We start from the raw sequence: 20,854 nt of genomic DNA on the forward strand, positions 1-20,854 counted from the left end.
GGTTAATGCCCTCCCACGAAACTGTTGGCGAGTGTGCCCAGAACCAGAACCCAGCCATGGATGGAGACGAACATCAGCAGCTTCAGTGGCAGCGAGATTAGGGTCGGCGAGACCATGATCATGCCGAGCGACATGAGGATGGAGGCAACAGCAAGATCGATGAGGACGAAGGGGATGTAGATGAGGAAGGAAATCTGAAATGCGGTTTCCAGCTCGGAGGTGGCGAAGGCCGGAACCAGCACGGTGAACGGAACGGATTTCGGGTCCGCGTAATGCCCACCGGAAAGATCCACGAAAAGATGCAGCGGTGCCTTGCGGGTTTGCGCGAGCATGAAATCCTGGATCGGCGGTTCGGCAGCGGTAACAGCCTGGGAGAAGGTGATTTGCCCGGAGAGATAGGGGTTGAGTGCCTTATCCTGCTCCTGCTGAATAACGCCGCGCATCACGAAGACGGTCATCGCCAGCGCCAGCGCGGCCAACACCATGTTAGGCGGCGTGGTCTGCATCCCCAAGGCCTGACGGAGCACCGAGAGTACGATGATGATGCGGGTGAACGAGGTCATCAACAGGATCAGCCCCGGCAGAAAGGCCAGTGTGGTGATGACCAGTAGGCTCTGCACGTTGAGCGAGTAGGACTCGCCCCCGTTGGCGGCCAGGGCATTGACGATGGTGAGCGCGGCGGGGCTAGTCATGGCCACAGAGTCTCCCGATGGCGGTGATACCGCCGCGGCTGACACCGATGAGGAAGCGCTGCCCTTCGGCTTCGGCGATAACGAGGCTGTGCTGAGCGCCGAGCTGGCGGGTGGCCAGCACGCTGATGGGCTGGGTGGCCGCGTTGAGTTTTTGCCCCCATGCCGTACCGCGCAGCCGCCGCAGCAGGAACGCAGCCCCAACCAGCACGAAGAGGATGACGAGCAATGCCGCGATGCTGGAGGCGGCGCTGCTCAGGCTTGCCGTGTCCATCGGTTCAGTTCTGCTCGACCAAGTTGGTGATGTAGGCGGCGGTGAACGGGTTGGGCGGGGTGTAGTTGGCGGCGCTGTTCAGTACCGTATTGGCAATGTCGAGACAGTTTTTGCTCAACGCGTCATGCGTGCTGGGGTCGGTAAGAGATTTTGCCGTCTGCGACATGAGCAGGTTGATGACCTGCGCCTTGATGATGGGCTGCAGATTGGTGAAGGTGGTGACGGCATTCTGGTCGAAGGTTGAGAATTGCAGTGTGATCTGGATGTAGCTGCTGGCCGGATCATTGCTGTCTGCGGGAACGCTTACGACGACATCATTCAACTGAGCGAAATAGATCGGCTTGGGCGGTGCTGGGGCGGCTGGGGTTGCTGCGTTGTGATGGTGGCCTAGGGTAAGAAAGGCGACCGTGCCGCCAATACCTCCGGCCAGCAACACCACAGCCCCAGCAGCGATGAGGATGATTTTTTTCATGATGAAACCTTAGACGGATTGAAGCAGGGAATCGAACATCGTGCGCGCGGCGCTGATGACCTGGGCCGCGGCTTGGTAGGCTTGCTGGTAATTGGTCAGGGTTACGGCCTGTTGGTCTGTATTCACCCCGGCCACGGTCTGCAGGTTGGTGGTGGCGGTGGAAACTTGCGTGGAGGTGGCGGTAGCCAGATTCTGCGCGGCGGAGGCATTGGCGCCTAGCCCAGTGGATAGACCAACAAAGGCCTGCTCCAGCGTACCAGCGGTGGTGGCGCTCGGTGTACTCCAGAGTGTGGCCATGCGCTGGGCATTGCTGCCGCTGGAGCTGTCGCCGGGGGTAAGGGTAAGGGTGTCGCCGCTGGCGGGCGTGCCGGTGATGGGCAACTGCCAATACTGGCCCGATGCCGCGCCGGAGTTGGGGTAGGTGATGGCGATATTGCCGCCATTGCTGCCCAGCGTGCCGCTGGCGATGGCGGGGGTGGTATTGCCAGCGACGCTCACCGTGTAGCTGGTGGATGAGGTGAAGTTGAGTTGCAGATTCTGCCCGTAATAGCTGGCGGGAATCACTGCTGCGTTGCTGGCCGGGGTGCTGGTTACGGTGTCGGTGCCGGTGGTGATTGTGCCGGCATTGCTGTTGGTAATCGAGCCATCGCTTTGCAGCACGCCGGTCGTGGGCACATAGGGGTCGGCGGCGGCGATACCGCCGGCCTGGGTGGCGGCAACGCTGATGCCCGCGGCGGCATTGGGCGAGGGGTTGAGCGTGTATTGGTCGCCATTGGCTGGGGTGCCGGTGATGGTGAGAGCCATGCCGGCGAGCGTCGGCGGGGTGCCGCTGGCGCTGTAGCTCTGGCCGCTGGCTTGGTCGGTTGCCGCCCAGCCATTGGCCGTGGTGTAGCTGAGCAGGAAAGGCCCGCCATCGATGGGCAGGGCGCTGCTATCGCTGATGGCGGCGCTGACTGTGGCGGTGCCGGTGTTGCTGCTGCTGGCGGCCACGCTGGGGGCGGGAACCGAGAACAGCGCCTGGCCTTGCGCGCCGCTGGGCGTAAGGCCCTCGGCCTGCGAGGTGTTCACCTTACCGGCAAAGACGGCCGCCAGCGTGTCCAGGGATTGCAATGCCGCATTGCCGGACTGGATGTTGCCGATGGCGGCGCCTAGGCTGCCGTCATTTTCGGTGAGGGTGACGGGTACCGCATTGGTGCCGGCGGTAATGGTGGGCGTGCCGGAGTTTGTGGTGCTGGTGACTAAGGCCTGGGGGCCACTCTGGTCGAGCAGCACCGTGCCGCCGGTGGTGACGATCATCGAACCATTGCTTTGCGGCAAGGTAGTCACGGGCAGGAATTGCGAGAGTGAGTTCAGTGCCGATTGCTGCTGGTCGAGCAGGGAGGGATCATGGGGTGTCTGCGTCAGCCCTTTGTTGATGGTGGCAAGCTTGTTGAGCAGATTGTTGGCCGAGGTGACGCCGGTGGAGAGAGATTCGTTCGCCGATGCGTTGGCGGTGGCGATATTCTGCGCTGCGCTCTGGAAGGAGCTGGTCACGGTTTGGGCGTCGGAGAGTACGGTCTGGCGCTGCGCGGTGCTGGTGGGGTTGGAAGCCAGCGTGCTGACATTCTCGAAGAACTGGTTGGTGGCGGCTTGTACGTCGCCGTTATTGGTTAGCGCGTTGGAGAGGCTGGTGAGCGCCGTGGATTGCGACGAGGCGGCGGCATTGGCGCTGTTGGCGTTGCGCAGCTGCGCCGCGGCAAAGCCGCTGGCGGCGCGCACGATCTGTGCCGTCTGCACGCCGCTGCCCGGCTGATTGGGCGCGCCCACCGCGGTGGTGGCGTTCAAGCTCTCCGCCGCATAGCCGGAGGTGGTGGAATTGGCGATGTTGTTGGAGACCGTGGAAATGCCGGCCTCGAACAGATCGAGTCCCGAAAGGGCGGTGGAGATGGCGCTGTTGATGCCGGTCATGGTTTGCCTGCCGTGCTTGCGATTGAGGAAGTGCCGCCAATGGCTTGCAGAACCTGAGCCATGAGCGGGGATTGTGCGATGTTGACGATCTTGGAGGCGTAATTCGTGTCGGTCGCGTAGCCGCCGGATTGCAGCGCCTGGGCGAAGCCGGCGACCGTGTTTTGCCCAGTGGCGGTGGAGAAACCGGATTGGATGAGCCCGACATAATCGGAAATACTGTCGGCAAGGTCTGAATAATTACGGAAGCTAGCGGTTTGCGGTGTCAGCACGCCGTCGATCACCTCATGCGTGGCGCGCATGGTGCCGGACTCGCCACCGCTCGCCTTCACGCCGAAGATGTTGTTGCCCGGCGCGGCGGCACCCCAGCCGGTTTCCAGCGCCGTTTGCGCCAGCACCGCTACCGGCGGCACGCCCAGAGCCTGCGCCGCCTGGGTGATTTGCGGCCAAACGGATTTGGCGAAGTTCTTGGCTTGGGTCACCAGATCCGTGGCGGGCTGTGTGACTTCCGGTGCCGCTTCCAGGGCTTCCGTTTGGATGGTGGCGTTGACCGTTCCGGTTCCGGCGCTGGGCAGCGCGGTGGCAAGCGGCATGGGTGCGGCGGATACGGTGGCGGGAGCCTCGCTGGCGCCGCCGCCGATCTGGCGCGTGGTGGCGGTCAGCAGGCCGTTGTCGTATTTGCTGAAATCGTTCTGGGCGAGATTCCATAGGAACATGCTCTGGAAATCGCCACCGCCCGCGCCCAAGGCATCGGGCGACATGCCGTTCTCGTTCATGGAGGAGAGCATCTCGTACCACAGCATGCCAGCCACATGCTCCACCGTGGTGGAGAAGCTTGGCTTTTGCGGTGTGGCGTTGCCAAAAGCATGTGGTGCGGAGAGGAGCATCTCAGATTACCTTGATGTTGCCGTTGATCGCGCCAGCCTGCTTCAGCGCCTCGATGATGGCGATGAGATCGGACGGCGAGGCACCGACCGCGTTCAGTGCCGCCGCCACATCTTGCAGCGTGGCCGCATGCGGTAGGTTGATGACCTGGGCCTTGCCTTGCTTGGCACTAACCACGGTGTTCTGCACACCAACCGTGACGCCGTTGCTGAACGGCCCAGGCTGGCTCACGGCATTCTGCGTCTGGATGTTCACGGTCAGGTCGCCGTGGCTGACCACGGCGGGGCCGAGGCTCACGCCTGCGTTCATCACGATGGTGCCGCTCTGGGCATCCACGATGATGGTTGGCGGTTGCTGTGGCGTGGTGATCGGCAGGGACAGGACATTGGCCATGAAGCGCATAGGGTTTTGGCCATTGGCATTAATATCGACCTCGCCGGGCGAGGCCGCCGAGGCCGCATTGCCACCATAGGCAGCGTTGATGACATCGCTGATGCGCTGGGCTGTCTCGAAGCTTGGCGTATCCAGCAGCAGGGCCGAGTTGCCGTTGATATTGTAATTTGCCTGTATGGTATTGGAGAGAATCGCGCCGCCGGGCAGATTGCCTACCGTTGGTACGTTCACGCTGGTGGTATTGCCGCCAGCCGAGGTGGCGAAACCGCTGACCAGAAGAGGCCCCTGCGCTTGGGCATAGACTTGCCCATTGCCGCCCCGCAACGGCGTGGGCAGCAGCACGCCGCCGGCAATGGAGGTTGCGTTGCCGATGGCGGAGACCGTGACATCGACATGCTGTCCGGCATGGGCGAAGGCCGGAACCTCGGCCGTGACCATCACCGAGGCAACGTCATAGGGCTGCATGGTGGTCACGTTGGTCATGGAGATGCCCATGTTGCGCAGCATGTTCAGGATGGTCTGCTGCGTGTACGGCACCTGGGTTGTCTGGTCCCCCGTACCCGCCAGGCCCACGACGAGACCGTAGCCGTAAAGCTGGTTGGTGGGCGCACCCGCCACGGTGACGAGCTGGCCGATGGTGGTGCTGTCAGCCAAAGCCACTGGTGCCGCCAGGGCCAATCCGCAAAACGCCGCTGTGCAGGCAAGGAGGAGAATGTGCGGTTTCAAAATGGAGAGACCTTATTGAGGATCTGGTGAAGCCAGGGGACGTCGTGCGCACCGTTGATCGGCCCATTGCCGACATATTGCACGTTCATGTCGGCCACCTGATTTGAACTGATGGTGGCGTTGGCGGTGATGTCCTCGGGACTGGCATAGCCGGTGACGACAATGCTGATGACATTGCCATTGATGTTCACATTGGTCCTGCCCGAAAGCGCGAGTGTGCCGTTGGGATCAACCTGGGTGATGACGGCTTCCACTTGGCCGCTGATGTTGTTGGCGGCTGTGTTGGTCCCGGCACCGGTATATTCCTGGTCGGAATTGGCGTTGACCTCGGGCTCCAGGCTGCCGCCGTTGATATGGCCGAAGCTCATAGGCACGCCCATGAAGCTGGTCATGGAATCGGCGAGTTTGCCGGTGCGCTTCAGCGCGGCGTCATCAACATTATTGGCGGTACTGCTGGTGACGATGTTGATGGTGACGAGATTACCCACTCGCCAGTCGCGCCGGGGTTCGTAGAGCGAACCGGAGGTGGCGACCGGGAAAACCGACCCGTCGGTAACCTGCTGTTGTGGCTGTACGTCCACGGGGAACGAGGCCGGGGCCACCAGCGCTGGCGGACCCGGCGGCTTGGTGGCACAGGCGGCAAGTGCCAGCAGGGCGACGAGGGTGGGCAGGGGCTTCATGCGCCGGCGGCGGCCTGAGCCAGGTAGTTGAGCTGGTTGTCGATGGCGCTGGCGGCCTGCGTGCCAAGCTGATAGGCGCGCTCGGCCGAGATCATGTTCACCATGCTCTGTACCACGTCCACATTCGAGGATTCGAGATAGCTCTGGTTGACGGAGCCCAGCCCGTTGCTCTGCGGCGAACCGGTGATGGCGTTGCCGGAGGAGGTGGTGTAGGCGAACAGATTGCCGCCCAACGGTTGCAGGCCCTGCGGATTAACGAAGCTGGCGAGCTGGATCTGGCCGATCTGTGTAGCGGTGGAGGAGCCCGGCGTGGTGACGGAGACCGTGCCGTCGGTACCGATGGTGACCGAGGTGGCGTTGGATGGGACGGTAACGCCGGGGATAACCTGATAGCCAGAGGAGGTGACGAGCTGGCCGGACTGGTTGAGCTGGAAGGAGCCGTCGCGCGTATAGGCCGTCTGGCCATTGGGCTGTAGCACCTGGAAATAGCCGGTGCCGTTGATGGCGAGGTCCAGCGGGTTGCCGGTGCTGGTGAGCGTGCCCTGGGTCAGCGTGTCCTTGATCGAGGCGACCTTCACGCCGGTGCCGAGTTCCAGCCCCGAGGGATAAACGGTCTGGCTGGTGGAGTTGGCGCCGGGCTGGATTCCGTCCTGGTACAGCAGGGTCTGGAATTCCGGTGTCTCGGACTTGAAGCCCGTGGTGTTCACGTTCGAGAGGTTGTCGGCGATCGTGTCCATCATCGTCTGGCTCGCGGTCAGGCCGGTGGCGATCGTATCCAGCGCGTGGTTCATGCGGTTGCTCCGTTGGCAAAGATGGCGGGCATGGTTTTGGTCATCCCTGCGCCAGCAAGGTGTTCAGTCCTTGGGCTGCGCTGGACTGGGTTTTCATCATGTCCGTTTGCAGCTGGTAGGAGCGGCTAGAGTCGATCATTTCGATCATGCTCTGCGTTGGGTCGGCGTTGCTGTCGTTCAGATAGCCCTGATGCAGGGTACCGTTGGTCGAGGGCGTGAGCGTGACACCTGCGGGCGGGCTGTAGAGTGAGCCTGAGAGTGGGGTGAGCGTGCCGGACGGCGTGGAGACCAAGCCGATCTGCCCGTAAGTCTGCGCTGGGCCGGAGGGGTTGGAGAGCGGTACGCCGGACACGGTGCCATCCATGCCGATCTCCAGCTTGGAGAGTTGCGGTAGGCTGATGGGTTGCCCGCCGGTGCTAAGGATCGGGTTACCGGCGGAGTCGGTCAGGATACCGTCGGACGAGACTTGCATCGTGCCGTTGCGTGTCAGCGCCGTGCCGTTGCCGGTTTGCACCTGCAGCCAGGAATCGCCGCTGAGCGCCACGTTCATGGGGTCGCCTGTGCGGTTTAGTGCGCCTTGGGTGAGGTCTGGTCCGGGGGTGAGGGCGGTGGCGTCCCCGCCCGCCGGGGCATTTGTCCCCTGGTAGAGAGAGGCCTCCGTCATCGCCTGCACCGCGGCGTAACCGGGGGTTTGCGCGTTGGCCAGGTTGCTGGCCATCGCCTGCATGCGCGCGGTGATGGATTGCAGCCCGGCCATGCCGGTGTAGAGGGAGTCCGTCTGCATGGGTTAGATCTGCACCAGGCGCTGGGCGTCGCTCTGCTCGGTCTGGATAACCGAGGTATTGGCCTGGTACGCCTGCTGATACTGGATGAGAGACACGAGCAGCGAGGAGGTGGAGGCGTTGGAGGATTCCAACTCGCCGCCGGCAAGTGTGCCAGCCAGCCCGGTGCCCGGCGTGTTGACCACGGGCTGCCCCGAGGTGGAGGACGCCGTATACAGATTGCCGGTGGCCGGGGTCAGGCCCTCGGCATTGATGAAATTGGCGAGGGCCAGCTTGCCTGCACTCACCGTCTGGCCGTTGGAGTAGGTGGATTTGATCGAGCCGTTGCTGGAGATGGTGGTGCCGCTGTAGCTGCCGGCGGCGTAGCCGTCATTGGTCAGGCCGGCCACCGAGAAGCTTTGCGCCGCCAGCGTACTGCCAGTGAAGTTCATGTTGACGTTGGAGGCGGCGGAACCATTGCCCCAGTTCGCGCTGAGTGTCGCCGGGCTGCCGGAGGATAGCGCACCGGATGAGGTGAAGTTCAGGGTTGTCAGCGTCTGCGGTGTGCCAACACTGGTGCCGTTGGCCAGTTGGGGCTGAGCGTATACCGTCCACTGGTTGGAGCCGTTGTTTGCGAAATAAAGCTGCGTCTTGTTGGCGTTGCCGAGTGAGTCATATGTGACCACCGAAGTGGTTTCGTTATAGCTCGACGGGTCCGACGCGCTGAAGGGTGTGGTTGTGGGCGTGGTGTCCCCGGAGTTGAGGCTGAGCGTGACGCCCAGATTGCTCGTGGCGTTAGCGGCCATCGAGCCGGTGTTGATGGTGACGGGGCCCAGTGTGCCGGAAAGCGCACCGCCGGTGGTGGCGGCATAACCCTGCACGGTGGCGCCGTTCAGCGTCTCCAGCGTGCCGTTGGAGCTGAGCTGGAATGCACCGTCACGCGTGTATTGCTGCGTGCCGTTATTACTGACGATGAAATAACCATTGCCCTGGATCGCCGCATCCAGCGAGTTGCCAGTGGCGGTGAGATTGCCCTGGGTTAGGTCGGAGGAGATACCCTCGGTGGCAGTGCCGATGCCCGGCATGTTGGTGGCATTGGCGGGGTATACGTCCTCGAATAGAGCCGTCTGGCTCTTGAACGCGGTGGTGCTGGCATTGGCAAGGTCGTTGGAAACGGTGTTGAGGCCGGTTTGCGCGCCAAGCAGACCTGACAGGGCGGTTTGCATAGTCATGAGGAGGCTCCAAGAACGGTTTGAACAGAGGAAACGGGAATGGTGGTCGCGGAACCAGCCACGTTGAGCGTGGGCGAGGTGCTGGAGAGATTCACGCCCTGCACGGTGTAAACAGTATATGGCGTGGTGGTGACGGCGGCGCCGGTGCTGTCTGATGCCGTAACATTGTAGGTATAGCTGGTGCCAGCCGTGCCGCCGCTCCAAGAGAAATCCTGCTGTCCGGCGGAGAGCGCGCCAAGGTTCAGCGTGGTGGCGATGCTGCCATCGGAATTCATGATTGTGACGGTGGTGTTCTTGGTGGCGCCGGCTAGGTTGAACGCACCGTCGGCGGTACCATTCGTTCCGGAAATGAGTGTGTTGCCCGTAACCGCCACCTGTTTGCCCACCAGCGATGAGGCCTGCGCGATTTGGGCAGCGCCCGTGCTGGTGGAGAGGTTGGAAAGTTTGGTATTGAGCGAGTCGATGCCGTTGACCGTGGAGATGGCTGCGAATTCGGAGGCCATCTGCGTCGGGTCCGCCGGGGATGTGGGGGATTGATACTTCAACTGCGCAGTCAGCAATTGCAGGAAATCCGATTGCGTCAGGCTGGCCGCGGAGCCGGAGTTGGATGTGGAGGCGGTGGTTGAGGCTGCGACCGAAGCCGTTGTGGTAGCATTGGTTGTAGACAGATTGGTCATGTCACGACACCTGGAAGCTGGAGATCATTTGCTGGTCGATGCGGCTGGTTTGCTCCAGCATGGCTACCGAGGCTGAATAGGAGTTTGTGCTGTCGATCAGGTTGACCATTTCATCAACCTGCGAAACATTTGAGCCGGTGACGTAGCCTTGCGCATTTGCATACGGATTGCCGGGATCGTATTTCTGCACGGGGTTGGCGTTGCTCTGCACTGTGTTTGCCACCTGTACGCCGAGATCGGCGCTATCTGTTCCTTCGGCAAGGTCGGTGCCGGTGCCGTTATAGTCGCTACCTGCCAAGGGGGCGGCGGAGAATACCAGCTCGTGTGCGCGATAGGGCTGCTGCCCGGGCGGGGTGATGGAGTCGACATTGGCCAGGTTGGACGCAATGGCCCCCATGCGCATGTTCTGGGCATCAAGGGCGCTGCCGACGATGCTGAAAATATCTGAGCTCATGCGTTATGCCTTTGCGCGTTCAGATGCCGGAGGGGTTGGGGCGCAGCGCCATCACCAAGTCGGCTGTGGATTGGTGGAGAAAAGTGGAGGACGCCTGCATTGCCTCGCCATTGGCGGCGGCTTCAACACGTTCCGTATCCAGAGAGACATCGTTACCGTTCATCCCGACTACGCCATCTGTCCGGTATTGCGGGGCTGTGCTGTTGTCCTCGTGTCCCAGTTCGGCGTTCAGCGCTGAGTCGAAGGGAACGTCCACGGCCAGATAGTTCGGCGTGTCCGCATTGGCGATGTTATTGGCGATCAAATCTGAGCGCTCCTGCCGGACATTCAGTACGCCGCTGTAGAAATCCAGAAATCCGATCTGCATGACCACTCTACGCCTCTCGCTGCGGTCCCAGCCGCATTGTTTACATGTGGAGGTTGTAGAGTAGCGATGTTAAAAACTCGTAAATGAAAACATGAATAACTCGGCGGGAGTGGGAGAATTAAATTCATGCTTTTTGGCAGATTCTCAAGGGTTTCGACGGTGCCGCTGAGATGGAAGCTGATTAAAAACAAGTTCTAAGAGAAGTATTTTTACCACGCATTAACCATGTCGGATGTGAGGATATCTTTAAAAATGGACGCCAAAACTTAAGAGCTGCAATGTCGCGGTGATATCAAGAAAAGACAAGAATACCAACGCATATGAGCCCGGATACGTGGCGTATCGCGGGCTTGTGTACGGCGGTGTTATGGAAGCGCAGTTATAAGCGGTGTGGAACTTTAATTCTGCCTGCGCCTGATGGCGTCATCGTGCAGCTTGCCTTGTTCATCGCTCGTATAAAGCCAAGTCCGGTAAGGCAAGGAGCTTATCGATCCGCCTTCTACCGGGGGCAGAGTTGTTTGACGACGGAGAGAAGCTGGTTGGGCTCAGCCGGCTTGGTCAGCCAGCCGGAGGCGCCAGCGGCACGAGCCTCGTCGCGCTTGCGACCGCTGGCTTCCGTGGTGAGCACAATGATCGGTGTAGAGCGCATGGCAGGGATTTTACGGGCCTCCTTGATAAAGCCGATACCATCCAGCTCTGGCATGTTAAGGTCGGTGAGAACGACGGAAGGCTTCACGCCATCGGTTAGTTTGGTGATGCCCTCCCGGCCATTCGCACCAGTTTCGACGTCGTAGCCAGCGCCTTTCAGGACAAGCGACAGACTCATGACCATTGTGGGTGAGTCGTCGAGAACAAGGATGGTCGGCATTTATACAGGCTCCATTCGGCTAATTTTTGCGCGGGCTTCCTCTATGGTGCCGGGTAAAAGTTGAAATATGGTTAAAGTGACAAGATGGAGAGTATATCTCAACGATTTCCAGGGAGCGATTCTCATTTAATATATTAACATTGCGCCGCCCCCTGTCCGTTTTTAATGATTTGTTAGAGGCTGCCGCGTTATTCGTGGCTCATGCCGGAAGTTTTCCTCTGGCCGTAAGTTTTTTGAATTTTTTGTCCGAAAGCAAGGTACGGCGGCCTGTTTGGTAAACGGCATTAAAACTTTATTAACGGATGAATGGCAAATGAAAATGAGTCTGGTTGGAGGCGCAAAGTGTGAAAGCAGAAGCGCCGTGTTAATGGATACATCGGTATGTTAACGAATATGGCGGTGCAAGCGGCTGGTGTGGCTGCTGGCGCGGTGGTTGGCGCTGGGAATGCTTCTGCGACAACCGCGCCGAAAAGCAATTTTCTGGACTTGGTTAATACCGCTTTGCAGGGTGTCAGCGCTACGCAGAGCAGTGCCACCGCGGCCGAGGCCGGATATGCGGCTGGCGCGCCGGGTGCCACGCTGGGCAAGGCTCTGGTGGCGAGTGACAGGGCAGAAGTGGCGTGGAACGCAACCGTGGCTGTGCGTAACGAGGTTGTCTCGGCGTATCAGTCGATCATGAACATGCAGTTCTAAGATGCAGGACTGGCGGCAACATCTGGCCCGGCTGCGAGAGTGGGCGGCAAAGCTGCCCAAGATTCTTTGGGTGGCGGCGGCGGTTATCCTGGTTTCGCTCGGGGCGGTGTTGTGGCTGGAAATGTCCGGCCCGCCTTATGCCGTGCTGAGCGAAGGACTTTCTCCCGCCGATGGCGGCAAGGTGATCGCGCAGCTGCAGAAGCTCGGCATACCGTATCAGCTCCAGGCGGCGGGCAACATCATTCTCGTGCCCGCTCCGCAGCTGGCGCAGGCGAGGCTGCAACTGGGCCAAGCGCAGGTGCCGGGTTCGGATGTGCAGACTGCGTGGTCGCAGCTTGAGAACGCACCGATGACGGCGTCCGATTTGGCGCAGTCCACCATGGCGATGCAGGCGCTGCAATTATCATTGCAGCAATCCATACAAAGCATGAGCGGTATCCGCAGCGCCCAGGTGTTTCTCGCCATGCCGCCGGATACCCCCTTCCTGGCCGATCAGCCGAAACCCACCGGGTCTGTGGTTATCGACGCCGATGCAGCGACGGCGCAGGCCCAGGGGGAAGCCATCGCCAATCTTGTGGCGGGGGCCGTGCCCGGCTTGGCTGCCAATAGCGTGACGGTCGAGACAACCTCCGGCGTTACGGTATTCCCGGTGAGTGGCGCCATGGCCACTGGTGCACAGCTTGCGACCCAGGCACAGGTGGAGGCTCAGGCGACGGCACGTATCGCTGGTTTGCTGATTCCGTTGGTGGGCGCTGGTAATTTTCAGGCGAATGTGTCCGCGAACCTGGATTTCACCCAGGAGCATATTCACCAGATCGCCTATGGGCCGGGACATCTCGTCGAGCACCAGACGAGTTCGCAATCCACGCAATATGGCAGCCACAATGCCGCCATCGGGATTCCCGGCGCATTGTCGAACGAACCGCCGTCTCCCACCACGGCATCGGCCAGCGCCGCGCCGGCGCAACCCACCACGGGCTCCAGCACAGGCGGTAGTTCTCCCTCCGCGCCGCAGCAGCCCTCGCAGAGTAACTCCAACCTCGACCAGAGCTATGTTGTCGACCAGAGCGAGAATGACATCACGAATCCAGATTGGTCCGTGAAGTCCGTCGCCGTTTCGGTGGTGGTGAACAAGGCGGCGCTGGGAAATGCGGTAACTGTCGATCAGGTGAAGGCGGCTATCGCTGGGGCGTTCGCCTATCCCAACGTGACCGTGAACGTGCTTGAAGCCTCGTTCCAGAAACCGGCGACAGGCATCGCCAGTGCGCCCTTAGTCGCGGCGGCCAATCCGCTGACTCGTGCACTGCTTGAGGTAATGGCAGCCGCAGCCTTGCTCTTTGGTTTGGCGCTGCCCGTGGGTAGGCGGTTGGCGAATGTGAATATCCAGGAACTCCTGCCGCCGCCGCCCCCGCGCCCGATACCGGTGGTGCTGCCTCCGCGGGACTTCTCGGAGCTGCGTGATCAGGCGGCCGAAAACATCCCTGGTGTGGCTCGTTTGCTCCAGAGCTGGGTTGAAGAAAATGAGTGAGACGCAGAAGCAATTGCCAGCACCTGGTACGGGGCAGCTGAGCGGACCGGAACGGGCGGCGATGGTGCTGCGCGAACTGGGCGAGGAAACCGCTGCCGCCGTGCTGCGGGAGATGGATGAAGCCACCGTCAACCGTGTTTCGGCGGCGATGACCGCACTCAAAATCGTGCCGCCACAGGTGCGCGAGGATGTGATGCTGTCCTTCGCCAGCGACCTGGGGCTGACCGGCATTGGTGGTGACAGCATAAAATTCCTCAACCGCGTGCTGGTCTCGGCACTGGGCGAGACGCAGGCGAAGGAGATCCTCGATCGGCTGACCCGTGTGGAGCGCCGCTCGGCTTTTCAACTCCCGCCCAATACCGATGCCCGCACCCTGGCCATGCAGATGGCCAATGAGCGGCCACAAACCATTGCGCTGCTGCTGGCGCATATCCCGCACGAGCTGGGGGCGAATATGTTGACTTTTCTGCCTGAGACACTGGCGACCGAGGCGCTGTACCGCTTCTCCACGCTCGATGTTGTTTCACCCAATGTGGTAACCGAGCTGCGCGACATGCTGGAGGAAATGACCAGCGCCACCGGTACCACCGTGCGGCGTGTAACCAATCTTGGTGGCGCGAAGCAGGCAGCTGATATTCTCAACCATTTTCAGACTGGCATGTCCGATACGGTTCTCAGCGCGATCGATACGCGGGACGCCAAGACGGCGGAGAAAATCCGCGAGAATCTCTTCACCTTTATCGATCTGGGCAAGCTCACCGACCGCTCTCTGCAGATACTGCTGCGCGAGGTGCCGGGCGAGAAGCTGGCCCCGGCGCTGCGCCTGGTGGACGAAACGCTGCGCAACAGGTTCTTCCAGAACCTCTCCGCGCGGCAGGTGGAAATCCTCAAGGAGGAGCTACGTTCAGGCCCGCCTATTCGCCGTGCCGACGCGTTGGTGGCCCAGAGCGATATCGTCGATGTGGCGCTCAAGCTCTCCGGCGAAGGACGGATCACAATCAGCGCGACAGAGGAGATGGTCTGATGGCCCTTTCCGTAATCACTTCTGTTACGCAGGCGACCACTCCGAAAGCTAACAGCACCACGCAGCCCGATCCGGCGACATGGTCCAGCGCTATGGCCGCGGCCGATGCCCCGCCCCAGGCTCAGCAGATCAACGCGCCAGCCAGCGCCAAGACGGACGCCAGCGTTACTGACACGGGCGTGGCGTCCAACGCCACCAGCCAGGACAGCACCACCGCCGATACCACCACAGGAACATCGGCGGAGAAAAAGCCCGTAAAGCGCACGGGCTTGGTCGACGCTTCGCAGAGTGATGATGCGCCGCAGGCAGACGGCACCGGCAACAGCCAACAGAACGTAAGCCCGTTTGCCGCCATGCTGCTGAGTCAAGCCGCCAAGCCGGACCAAGCTGCGCCAGTCGTCACCACAGCTGGATCGGCACAGCTCGATACCCAGACGGGGAAAACTGCCAAGGCGCAAACGGTGACCAATGCCGTACCGGAGCCAACCAAGCCGCAGGTGGTGGCGATAGCCGCCGCTCAGCCCGCAACCGCGGATATTACCGCGACACCAGAGAGTTCGGCCGCGAATGGCGCTGCCACGGTCTCGGCCACCAGCATTAAAGCCAAGGCAACGGAAGCAGCCAGCACGCAGGACGCGGCGACATCAGTAGCGCCATCAGCCACCGCCCCGGCGCAGGTGGCAGGCATTACTATCCAGCCTGCCCAGGCTGAGGTAACTGGCACAGCCTCAGCCGCCAACAATGCCACCCAGGGCACGCAGGCATCGGCGGCGGTCGCGGCCTCGGGGGCTCCCGCATCGTCCAAAGCTACGTCCAGCACGGCGGCAAGCCTGCTGGCGCGCAACGCCGCGCAACAGGCTGTGGCGACGGAGGCCGGTAACGGCAGCAATAACACACGGGCTTCGCAACAGATTGATGTCTCGTCGATCAGCGCTGTTGCGCAGGTGAGTGCTGCCGCGCCAGCCAGCACCACGGCACCGGAGGCTTCCACGGGCACAGTGGCGGCAACGCCCGGTACGGTGGATAGCGGCAGCGTGACGGCCTGCTCGGCTTCGGCCCTGGCTGCTACCGTCACGGCCATGCATCAGGCTGGGCAGAGCGGCGCGGTGCTGCGGCTCGATCCGCCAGGGCTGGGCAATCTCTCGGTGCATGTGGGGCTGGGTCCGCAAGGCCAAGTGAATGTGTTGTTCGTGCCGGATTCGTCGCTTGGCGCGCAGGCGTTGCAATCCGGGCTGAGCGGGTTGTCGCAGGCCATGGCGCAGTCCGGGCTCACGCTAGGCCAGGCGCAGGTGGGCGGGCAGTTCGGCCATGGCGCCGGGCGGGGCGGCCAGCACTCCCAGGGCTGGAGCGGCGGCGGCACGAGCACGCCGCAGCGCAACACAACGGAAACCTTGCGCCAGGATAATAGCGGGGTGAGCGCTTATGCTTGAGGACCAGATGGAAGCGGAGGCACTTGACCTGCTCGACCCCATGCGCGCGCCCCAGCTGCGGTCGTTGCTCATGGAGAATCTGTCTGACCGCTTCATGCGGCAGATCGCCTTTGCGCTGTTCCAGCGTATGCGGCATTCAGTGCAGTTGCTCTCCTGCATTAACAACGTCATCAGCCACGAGGCCGCGATGTCCTCGCTGCCGGAGGTGATGCTGGCCGGTATTTCCGAGCTTGCCCCCTTGCGCGGGCGCATGTTGCTGGCCATCGACGGCGATCTCATCGGCGCGGTGGTGGATGCGCTGTGCGGCGCCACGACGGCGCAGCCATTCGAGCGCTACGAGCTTTCGATGCTGGAGACGCGCATCGGCAAGCAGATGATCGATCTCTCGCTCTCCACCATCGCCGAGACGCTGAATCCGCTGGCACAGCTCGATCTCACGCCCATCGCCTATGAGAACGCCACCGGCATGCTCGCCATCGCCGATGGCCAGGACTGGATGATCGCCGTTACCGGTATTTTCGAAACCGCGCTCGGCTCTGGCACCATCAAGCTCATCGCGCCTTATGCGGGGTTCGAGCCGCTGGAAGCCAAGGTTGCCTCGCAATCGGGCCTGCTCGGCGGGCGCGGCGAGGATACGGGCTGGATCACCGCCATCGAGTCCCTGGCCGAGACGACGCAGGTGGATCTGCGTTTCGAGGTCGCGCGCGCCGTGGTGCCGCTGGCGGTGTTCGAGGGCGTGACAACGGGCAGCATCCTGCCCCTGTCGCTATGGCCGGAGGCCGTGGCTGTTTCTGGCGAAGTGGATTTGTTCTGGGCCGATTACGGCCAGGACAGCGGTCATGTCTGCTGCCGTGTGAAGGCAATGGACGAGGAAGGAGATGCAAGCATGTCTGAACAGAAAACCCGCATCGGCGTGGCCGATAGGCTGGCGGAGCCGGAGCGCATCGAGCTGGAGCGCATCCAGGGCCAGCCGCGTGGCGTGCCGGTTCTCACAGCCCGTAATGTGCTGGACAAGGTGCAGGTCGCACTCTCGGTGGAGCTGGGCCGCACACAGATCGCCGTGAAAGACCTGCGCGCTTTGCGCCACGGGCAGATCCTGGCGCTGGACCAGGCGGTGGGCGATCCGCTGACCATCTTCGCCAATGGCCAGAAGATGGCCTATGGCGAAGTGGTGGCCGTGGCCAATGACCGTTACGGCGTGCGCGTGACGGCGCTGGTGGAGGATGCCGAACAGGAATCCGGAGGTGCCGCATGAGTCCGGCTGGGGTGAGCGTGGGCGCCTGGGTGGCGTTTGCCGAGCTCGCCGCGCCGGTCATGCTGCTCATGTTGGTCATCGGCCTGGCTGTTGGCATTTTGCAAACAGCCACGCAGGTGAAGGAAGCGTCCATCCCCTTCGTGCTGAAGCTGGCTGGGCTGGCGGCGCTCAGCACCGCCGCCGGGCGGCTGATGCTGGGCGGGGTGGAAAGCTACGCCACGCGCCTGTTCCTGGCCATTCCGGGGTTGATTCATGGCTGAAGCCGCCGCCTTGCCGCGCCCCGGCGCGCTCAGCCTCACGCAGCTCTCTGGCCCTATCGTCATCCTGCTGGTGTTGGTGATGCTGGTTATGCCGCTTCCCCCGGCATGCATCTCCTTTCTGTTCGCGCTCAACATCTCCGCCGGGCTCGTGATTCTTGGAGCGTCGCTCTACATCCCTTCACCGGCCGAGTTCTCCTCCTTTCCCTCTGTGCTGCTGGCCACCACGCTCATGCGTCTGGCTCTCAACGTCGCCACCGCGCGCGCCATTCTGCTCAACGGCTATGCCGGACCGGGAGCGGCGGGCAAGGTCATCGAATCCTTTGGCCAGTTCGCGGTTGGCGGCAATTATGTTGTCGGCGGCATCATCTTCGTTATCCTCATCATCATCAACTTCGTGGTGGTGACGAAGGGCGCCTCCCGCGTGGCCGAGGTGTCCGCGCGCTTCATGCTGGACAGTTTGCCAGGGCGGCAGATGGCTATTGATGCCGAGATCAATGCCGGCATCCTCTCGCCCCAGGCGGCGGAGCGGCGGCGCGACATGCTCCGGCGCGAGGCGGATTTTTTTGGCGCCATGGATGGTGCTTCCAAATTCGTGCGCGGCGACGTGGTGGCGGCGATGATCATCCTCGTTGTCAACATGCTGGGTGGGCTCATCATCGGCACGCTGCAATACGGCCTGCCGCTGGCCGATGCCGCGCGCACCTACACGCTGCTCACGGTGGGCGACGGTCTGGCCGCGCAGATCCCCTCGCTCACCATCTCCGTCGCCGCCGGTCTGGTGGTGACGCGCGTGGCCACGGGCGAGGATATCGGCGGGCAGATCAAGTCCCAGCTCTCCAAATATCCGCAGGCGCTGGCCATTGCCGCTGGGCTGACCGGTGCCATCGGGCTGATCCCCGAGATGGCGCATATCCCCTTCCTCGTGCTGGCTGCCGCGATGGGCACGGCTGCCTGGCGGCTCTCCCGTGCCGCCAACGCGTCCGAGGCCGCCACCGAGGCTGGCAAGGTAGCCGGAGCCGAGGGCAAGCCCGCCGAGCCGAAAGTGGATTCGCTGGTGGATGTCACCGGCGTCGATCCGCTGGGCATGAATATCGGCTTTGCCCTCACGCCGCTGGTGGGGGCAGGCGAGGGGCGTCTGCTCAACCGCCTGACAGCCGTGCGCCAGCGCTATGGCCGAGCCATGGGATTTCTGGTGCCCGCTGTGCATATCCGCGATTCATCGGAGCTGAGCGCCCATGGCTACCGCTTTACCCTGCGCGGAGCGGCCATTGGCGGCGGCGAGGCTTGGCCCGGCCAATGGCTTGCGATCGAGGGGCCCATGGTGGCCGAAAAGCTGACCGTGGGCCGGGCGGTGAAGGACCCTGCCTTCGGCCAGGCGGCGGTGTGGATTCCGCAGGGCGCGATCCCGGCCGCCGAGGAACTGGGCTACACGGTGGTGGACGCTCCCTCGGCCATTGCCACGCATTTTGCCGAGATCCTCAAGCGCCACGGCGCCGAGTTGCTTGGCCGCCCGCAGGTGGAGGGGTTGATGACCCGTCTGGCCGAGACCACGCCGCGTCTGGCCGAGGATCTGCGTACGAATCTGTCTATTGGGTTGGTGCGCCAGGTGTTGCAGGGGCTGCTGGCCGAGGAAGTCCCAATCCGCGACTTTGAGCGGATCGCCGAGGCGCTGGTGGAATCGGCCGATGGCGGCGTGAAGGACCCGGAGAAGCTGCTCGCCGCCACCCGTCTGCGGCTGGGGCGCTTTATCGTTAGCCAGCTTGTGGGCACTGAATCGACGCTGCGCGTGGCCGTGCTGCCGCCCAAGCTGGAGGAGTTGGTCGGCAAGTCCCTGCGCACCGCCAAGGATGGCGGCATCGGCGCCGAGGTGGAGGCCGAGACGGCGCAGCATCTGCGCGACGCGGCGGTACAGGCGGCGCGGACCATGCGCGCGAAGGGGGCAAAGCCGGTGCTGGTGGTGCAAGCCGCCATGCGCCGCGCCGTGGCACGCACCGTGCCGGGGATCATTCCAGTGATCGCGCTGGAGGAAATCCCGGAGACCACGCCGCTGCAAGTCATCACAACCGCCGAGCCGGGAGCCGCCAATGCTTGAGGTTGCCTCCCGCACCGATGACGCATCCCTGACCGCGCTCTATGGCAACTGGATCAAGCGCATGGCGCTGCTGCTTAGGGCGCGCATGCCATGGGCCGAGCTGGACGAGCTGCTGCAATGGGGCGCGATCGGCATGATGGAGGCGACACAGCGCTTCGACCCGAGCCTGGGGGTGGAGTTCCAGGCCTTCGCATCCCGGCGCATCCGCGGCGCGATGATCGACGGACTGCGGCGCGACGGTGCGCGCCGCCGGGGCGAGGCCTCGTTCGAGCCCGAGGACGTGGAGGTGGCGGCCCTGGAAAGCGGTCTCGCGCCCGAAGATCCGCTGGCAGTATTGCAGCGCGAGGATAACCGCACTCTTCTAGTGGCGGCGCTAAAAACCCTGCCGCAGCAGGAATACCAAGTGCTGGCCATGCATTTCTTCAACGACATGAATAATCGTGAGATCGCCGCGGTGCTGGAGATCAGCGAAGGGTATGCCTCGCGTATCCGCAAGCGCGCGTTGGAGAGCCTCGCCATCTACATCAAAACCGCAGCCAAGGGAGAAACAGTGCCATGACGAGTGTATTGGGCCTGGTGGCCGGGTTTCTGTGCATCATCGGTGGCGCGTTGGCGGATCATGTGCCGCTCAGTTCTCTAGTGAACCTCACCGCCTTCATCATCGTGCTGTGCGGGTCGTTCTCCGCCGTCACGCTGCAGTTTGGTTTGGGTAACATGGTCGCTGGCCTCAAGGCGTTCATGTGGTTGCTCAAGCCGCCTTCCATCGACCTGCATAAGTTTATCGATCAGGTCACCGAATGGTCGTCCCTGGCGCGCAGCCAGGGAACGCTGGCGCTGGAGAGCGTGCTGCCCGATGTCGCAGATCCGTTCCAGAAGCAGGGCCTGCAGATGATCGTGGACAATACCTCGCCCGAGGATTTCGCCATCATCTTGAGCGCCTCTGCCGAAAGCGCGGTACACCACCAGCATGTTCCGTCGGAGGTGTGGGAGGCGATCGGCGGTTATTCCCCCACCATTGGCGTGATGGGTGCGGTGCTGGGGTTGATCCATGTGATGATGCGGCTCGATCATCCAGATGAGCTTGGTGAAGGCATTGCCACCGCCTTTATTGCCACCGTGTATGGCGTGGGCTTCGCCAATCTCGTGGCGCTGCCCCTGGGCAACCGGCTGAAGCAGCTGGCCAAGCAGATGGAGCGCGAGCGCGACGTGGTGATGCAGGGCTTCTTGCTGCTGGCCGAGGGTAAGCCCGGTATCATAATTAGGCAGAATCTCAGCTCCTTCCTCGATGACCATGGCAAGAAGAAGAGCAAAGGCGGGGCCGAAGCCGAGCCGGCTGGCGCCACCGCCGTGGCGGAATAG

At 62.5% G+C, this 20,854-nt stretch carries 23 protein-coding genes; 9 read left to right on the forward strand and 14 right to left on the reverse strand.

The window, feature by feature from the left end; translation table 11 throughout:
• Positions 1–2: 2 nt before the first annotated feature.
• From fliP to HNP71_RS09925, 14 genes are all read right to left on the reverse strand, one after another.
• On the reverse strand, positions 3–692 hold the full coding sequence (gene fliP / locus HNP71_RS09860) for a flagellar type III secretion system pore protein FliP (protein ID WP_183266749.1): 690 nt from the start codon (positions 690–692) through the stop codon (positions 3–5).
• Positions 685–963 (reverse strand): flagellar biosynthetic protein FliO, encoded by a 279-nt coding sequence (locus HNP71_RS09865; RefSeq protein ID WP_183266750.1) that lies wholly within the window; start codon positions 961–963, stop codon positions 685–687. The genes fliP and HNP71_RS09865 overlap by 8 nt, the downstream gene beginning before the upstream one ends.
• 4 nt (positions 964–967) lie before the next feature.
• The gene (locus HNP71_RS09870) at positions 968–1,435 is read right to left on the reverse strand and encodes a flagellar basal body-associated FliL family protein (RefSeq protein WP_183266751.1); all 468 of its coding nucleotides are present in this window, start codon (positions 1,433–1,435) and stop codon (positions 968–970) included.
• Between the two features lie 9 nt (positions 1,436–1,444).
• Positions 1,445–3,382 (reverse strand): FlgK family flagellar hook-associated protein, encoded by a 1,938-nt coding sequence (locus tag HNP71_RS09875; protein ID WP_183266752.1) that lies wholly within the window; start codon positions 3,380–3,382, stop codon positions 1,445–1,447.
• Positions 3,379–4,266, reverse strand: coding sequence for a glycoside hydrolase family 73 protein (locus tag HNP71_RS09880; protein ID WP_183266753.1), 888 nt, complete (start codon positions 4,264–4,266; stop codon positions 3,379–3,381). The genes HNP71_RS09875 and HNP71_RS09880 overlap by 4 nt, the downstream gene beginning before the upstream one ends.
• Position 4,267: 1 nt before the next feature.
• A complete protein-coding gene (locus tag HNP71_RS09885; RefSeq protein WP_343062384.1) occupies positions 4,268–5,317 on the reverse strand; it encodes a flagellar basal body P-ring protein FlgI in 1,050 nt (349 codons plus the stop codon).
• Positions 5,318–5,379: 62 nt separating this feature from the next.
• Positions 5,380–6,063, reverse strand: a complete 684-nt coding sequence (locus HNP71_RS09890) for a flagellar basal body L-ring protein FlgH (protein WP_183266754.1) — start codon at positions 6,061–6,063, stop codon at positions 5,380–5,382.
• Positions 6,060–6,854 (reverse strand): flagellar basal-body rod protein FlgG, encoded by a 795-nt coding sequence (flgG, locus tag HNP71_RS09895; protein WP_183266755.1) that lies wholly within the window; start codon positions 6,852–6,854, stop codon positions 6,060–6,062. The genes HNP71_RS09890 and flgG overlap by 4 nt, the downstream gene beginning before the upstream one ends.
• Positions 6,855–6,894: 40 nt before the next feature.
• Complete coding sequence (locus tag HNP71_RS09900) at positions 6,895–7,638, reverse strand: flagellar hook-basal body complex protein (RefSeq protein ID WP_183266756.1); 744 nt, start codon at positions 7,636–7,638, stop codon at positions 6,895–6,897.
• Between the two features lie 3 nt (positions 7,639–7,641).
• Positions 7,642–8,847 carry a flagellar hook protein FlgE gene (locus HNP71_RS09905; RefSeq protein ID WP_183266757.1) on the reverse strand — a complete coding sequence of 402 codons (1,206 nt, stop codon included), beginning with the start codon at positions 8,845–8,847 and terminating at the stop codon, positions 7,642–7,644.
• Positions 8,844–9,524, reverse strand: coding sequence for a flagellar hook assembly protein FlgD (locus HNP71_RS09910; protein ID WP_183266758.1), 681 nt, complete (start codon positions 9,522–9,524; stop codon positions 8,844–8,846). The genes HNP71_RS09905 and HNP71_RS09910 overlap by 4 nt, the downstream gene beginning before the upstream one ends.
• Position 9,525: 1 nt before the next feature.
• Complete coding sequence (gene flgC / locus HNP71_RS09915; protein ID WP_183266759.1) at positions 9,526–9,978, reverse strand: flagellar basal body rod protein FlgC; 453 nt, start codon at positions 9,976–9,978, stop codon at positions 9,526–9,528.
• Positions 9,979–9,997: 19 nt separating this feature from the next.
• A complete protein-coding gene (locus HNP71_RS09920) occupies positions 9,998–10,345 on the reverse strand; it encodes a flagellar basal body rod protein FlgB (protein ID WP_183266760.1) in 348 nt (115 codons plus the stop codon).
• A gap of 499 nt (positions 10,346–10,844) precedes the next feature.
• Complete coding sequence (locus tag HNP71_RS09925; RefSeq protein WP_183266761.1) at positions 10,845–11,213, reverse strand: response regulator; 369 nt, start codon at positions 11,211–11,213, stop codon at positions 10,845–10,847.
• Between the two features lie 381 nt (positions 11,214–11,594).
• Here HNP71_RS09925 and fliE point away from each other — a divergent pair, with 381 nt between their 5' ends.
• The 9 genes from fliE to HNP71_RS09970 are packed head-to-tail and all read left to right on the forward strand — an operon-like array spanning position 11,595 to position 20,854.
• Positions 11,595–11,906, forward strand: a complete 312-nt coding sequence (gene fliE / locus HNP71_RS09930) for a flagellar hook-basal body complex protein FliE (RefSeq protein ID WP_183266762.1) — start codon at positions 11,595–11,597, stop codon at positions 11,904–11,906.
• 1 nt (position 11,907) lies between these two features.
• Entirely contained in the window at positions 11,908–13,434 is a 1,527-nt protein-coding gene (gene fliF / locus HNP71_RS09935) for a flagellar basal-body MS-ring/collar protein FliF (RefSeq protein ID WP_183266763.1), read from the forward strand.
• Complete coding sequence (locus HNP71_RS09940; protein ID WP_183266764.1) at positions 13,427–14,458, forward strand: flagellar motor switch protein FliG; 1,032 nt, start codon at positions 13,427–13,429, stop codon at positions 14,456–14,458. The genes fliF and HNP71_RS09940 overlap by 8 nt, the downstream gene beginning before the upstream one ends.
• Positions 14,458–15,888, forward strand: coding sequence for a flagellar hook-length control protein FliK (locus HNP71_RS09945; RefSeq protein ID WP_183266765.1), 1,431 nt, complete (start codon positions 14,458–14,460; stop codon positions 15,886–15,888). The genes HNP71_RS09940 and HNP71_RS09945 overlap by 1 nt, the downstream gene beginning before the upstream one ends.
• Positions 15,881–17,143 (forward strand): FliM/FliN family flagellar motor switch protein, encoded by a 1,263-nt coding sequence (locus tag HNP71_RS09950; RefSeq protein ID WP_183266766.1) that lies wholly within the window; start codon positions 15,881–15,883, stop codon positions 17,141–17,143. The genes HNP71_RS09945 and HNP71_RS09950 overlap by 8 nt, the downstream gene beginning before the upstream one ends.
• On the forward strand, positions 17,140–17,403 hold the full coding sequence (locus HNP71_RS09955; RefSeq protein ID WP_183266767.1) for a flagellar biosynthetic protein FliQ: 264 nt from the start codon (positions 17,140–17,142) through the stop codon (positions 17,401–17,403). Before HNP71_RS09950 ends, HNP71_RS09955 begins: the two co-directional genes overlap by 4 nt.
• A complete protein-coding gene (locus HNP71_RS09960) occupies positions 17,396–19,495 on the forward strand; it encodes a flagellar biosynthesis protein FlhA (RefSeq protein WP_183266768.1) in 2,100 nt (699 codons plus the stop codon). Before HNP71_RS09955 ends, HNP71_RS09960 begins: the two co-directional genes overlap by 8 nt.
• On the forward strand, positions 19,488–20,054 hold the full coding sequence (locus tag HNP71_RS09965; RefSeq protein WP_183266769.1) for a sigma-70 family RNA polymerase sigma factor: 567 nt from the start codon (positions 19,488–19,490) through the stop codon (positions 20,052–20,054). Before HNP71_RS09960 ends, HNP71_RS09965 begins: the two co-directional genes overlap by 8 nt.
• Positions 20,051–20,854 carry a flagellar motor protein gene (locus tag HNP71_RS09970; RefSeq protein ID WP_183266770.1) on the forward strand — a complete coding sequence of 268 codons (804 nt, stop codon included), beginning with the start codon at positions 20,051–20,053 and terminating at the stop codon, positions 20,852–20,854. The genes HNP71_RS09965 and HNP71_RS09970 overlap by 4 nt, the downstream gene beginning before the upstream one ends.

It is taken from the genome of Acidocella aromatica (genome assembly GCF_014201825.1).
Taxonomy (GTDB): Bacteria; Pseudomonadota; Alphaproteobacteria; order Acetobacterales; family Acetobacteraceae; genus Acidocella; species Acidocella aromatica.

Excerpts from the sequence above, each read along its gene's own strand:
- fliP (WP_183266749.1), bottom strand. The coding sequence starts at position 692 with ATGACTAGCCCCGCCGCGCTCACCATCGTCAATGCCCTGGCCGCCAAC.
- HNP71_RS09865 (WP_183266750.1), bottom strand. The coding sequence starts at position 963 with ATGGACACGGCAAGCCTGAGCAGCGCCGCCTCCAGCATCGCGGCATTG.
- HNP71_RS09870 (WP_183266751.1), bottom strand. The coding sequence starts at position 1,435 with ATGAAAAAAATCATCCTCATCGCTGCTGGGGCTGTGGTGTTGCTGGCC.
- HNP71_RS09875 (WP_183266752.1), bottom strand. The coding sequence starts at position 3,382 with ATGACCGGCATCAACAGCGCCATCTCCACCGCCCTTTCGGGACTCGAT.
- HNP71_RS09880 (WP_183266753.1), bottom strand. The coding sequence starts at position 4,266 with ATGCTCCTCTCCGCACCACATGCTTTTGGCAACGCCACACCGCAAAAG.
- HNP71_RS09890 (WP_183266754.1), bottom strand. The coding sequence starts at position 6,063 with ATGAAGCCCCTGCCCACCCTCGTCGCCCTGCTGGCACTTGCCGCCTGT.
- flgG (WP_183266755.1), bottom strand. The coding sequence starts at position 6,854 with ATGAACCACGCGCTGGATACGATCGCCACCGGCCTGACCGCGAGCCAG.
- HNP71_RS09900 (WP_183266756.1), bottom strand. The coding sequence starts at position 7,638 with ATGCAGACGGACTCCCTCTACACCGGCATGGCCGGGCTGCAATCCATC.
- HNP71_RS09905 (WP_183266757.1), bottom strand. The coding sequence starts at position 8,847 with ATGACTATGCAAACCGCCCTGTCAGGTCTGCTTGGCGCGCAAACCGGC.
- HNP71_RS09910 (WP_183266758.1), bottom strand. The coding sequence starts at position 9,524 with ATGACCAATCTGTCTACAACCAATGCTACCACAACGGCTTCGGTCGCA.
- flgC (WP_183266759.1), bottom strand. The coding sequence starts at position 9,978 with ATGAGCTCAGATATTTTCAGCATCGTCGGCAGCGCCCTTGATGCCCAG.
- HNP71_RS09920 (WP_183266760.1), bottom strand. The coding sequence starts at position 10,345 with ATGCAGATCGGATTTCTGGATTTCTACAGCGGCGTACTGAATGTCCGG.
- HNP71_RS09925 (WP_183266761.1), bottom strand. The coding sequence starts at position 11,213 with ATGCCGACCATCCTTGTTCTCGACGACTCACCCACAATGGTCATGAGT.
- fliE (WP_183266762.1), top strand. The coding sequence starts at position 11,595 with ATGTTAACGAATATGGCGGTGCAAGCGGCTGGTGTGGCTGCTGGCGCG.
- fliF (WP_183266763.1), top strand. The coding sequence starts at position 11,908 with ATGCAGGACTGGCGGCAACATCTGGCCCGGCTGCGAGAGTGGGCGGCA.
- HNP71_RS09940 (WP_183266764.1), top strand. The coding sequence starts at position 13,427 with ATGAGTGAGACGCAGAAGCAATTGCCAGCACCTGGTACGGGGCAGCTG.
- HNP71_RS09945 (WP_183266765.1), top strand. The coding sequence starts at position 14,458 with ATGGCCCTTTCCGTAATCACTTCTGTTACGCAGGCGACCACTCCGAAA.
- HNP71_RS09950 (WP_183266766.1), top strand. The coding sequence starts at position 15,881 with ATGCTTGAGGACCAGATGGAAGCGGAGGCACTTGACCTGCTCGACCCC.
- HNP71_RS09955 (WP_183266767.1), top strand. The coding sequence starts at position 17,140 with ATGAGTCCGGCTGGGGTGAGCGTGGGCGCCTGGGTGGCGTTTGCCGAG.
- HNP71_RS09960 (WP_183266768.1), top strand. The coding sequence starts at position 17,396 with ATGGCTGAAGCCGCCGCCTTGCCGCGCCCCGGCGCGCTCAGCCTCACG.
- HNP71_RS09965 (WP_183266769.1), top strand. The coding sequence starts at position 19,488 with ATGCTTGAGGTTGCCTCCCGCACCGATGACGCATCCCTGACCGCGCTC.
- HNP71_RS09970 (WP_183266770.1), top strand. The coding sequence starts at position 20,051 with ATGACGAGTGTATTGGGCCTGGTGGCCGGGTTTCTGTGCATCATCGGT.